The organism is Photorhabdus kleinii (assembly GCF_025384885.1).
Taxonomy (GTDB): domain Bacteria; phylum Pseudomonadota; class Gammaproteobacteria; order Enterobacterales; family Enterobacteriaceae; genus Photorhabdus; species Photorhabdus kayaii.
Genome location: NZ_JAJAFY010000132.1, coordinates 1 through 1,362, shown reverse-complemented (window position 1 = coordinate 1,362; position 1,362 = coordinate 1). Strand labels below are relative to the sequence as shown.

Annotated in this window: 1 protein-coding gene; it reads right to left on the bottom strand. The window is 56.6% G+C overall.

Translation table 11 applies throughout. The features are described 5' to 3' along the window. Window positions 1–1,362: Ig-like domain-containing protein (locus LG003_RS22960; RefSeq protein WP_262981760.1), on the bottom strand; the 1,362-nt coding region annotated here is incomplete at both ends.

Sequence of the window (1,362 nt, the reverse complement as noted above, 5' to 3'; positions counted from 1 at the left end):
AATCCGGCCTCCGTTGGCTCTGTCTGCCACTCAATCTCGACCGGTTGATCCACCACCAGATTGCCATGCCCATCCTTCACCGTCGCCGTGAAGGTATAAGTATCGGTGCCGTTGTTGTAGCGCTTCTCGTCTTTATCTTTATCCACATCCACCGCCACGCTGGCGACATAATAGCTGTCACTCAGCTCCGCAAAGCTGACTTTACTCGCCGCCTTCACTGCCGTTTGCTGACTGGCCGTCTTCGCCGACACCTGCACATCCGTCACCGCCGCCGTGCTGGTTAACGTCGCCGTCACCTGTCCCTGTGCGTTACTCACCGAATTGCTTTGTTTCGTCAGTTTTAGCCCGGCCACCGCGGGGTCTGTCTGCCAGTCAATCTCGATCGGTTTATCCACCACCAGATTGCCATGACCATCCTTCACCGTCGCCGTGAAGGTATAAGTATCGGTGCCGTTGTTGTAGCGCTTCTCGTCTTTATCTTTATCCACATCCACCGCCACGCTGGCAACATAATAGCTGGTGCTCAGCTCCGCAAAGCTGACTTTGCTCGCTGCCTTCACTGCCGTTTGCTGGCTGGCCGTTTTCGCCGACACCTGCACATCCGCCACTGCCGCCGTGCTGGTTAAGGTCGCCGTCACCTGCCCCTGTGCGTTACTCACCGAATTGCTTTGTTTCGTCAGTTTTAGCCCGGCCACCGCGGGGTCTGTCTGCCAGTCAATCTCGACCGGTTTATCCACCACCAGATTGCCATGACCATCCTTCACCGTCGCCGTGAAGGTATAAGTATCGGTGCCGTTGTTGTAGCGCTTCTCGTCTTTATCTTTATCCACATCCACCGCCACGCTGGCGACATAATAGCTGTCACTCAGCTCCACAAAGCTGACTTTGCTCGCTGCCTTCACTGCCGTTTGCTGGCTGGCCGTTTTCGCCGACACCTGCACATCCGCCACTGCCGCCGTGCTGGTTAAGGTCGCCGTGACCTGCCCCTGCGCGTTACTCACCGAATTGCTTTGTTTCGTCAGTTTTAGCCCGGCCACCGCGGGGTCTGTCTGCCAGTCAATCTCGACCGGTTGATCCACCACCAGATTGCCATGCCCATCCTTCACCGTCGCCGTGAAGGTATAAGTATCGGTGCCGTTGTTGTAGCGCTTCTCGTCTTTATCCACATCCACCGCCACGCTGGCAACATAATAGCTGGTGCTCAGCTCCACAAAGCTGACTTTGCTCGCTGCCTTCACTGCCGTTTGCTGGCTGGCCGTTTTCGCCGATACCCGCACATCCTTCACCGCCGCCGTGCTGGTTAAGGTCGCGGTAACCTGCCCCTGCGCGTTACTTACCGAATTGCTCTGTTTCGTCAGTTTT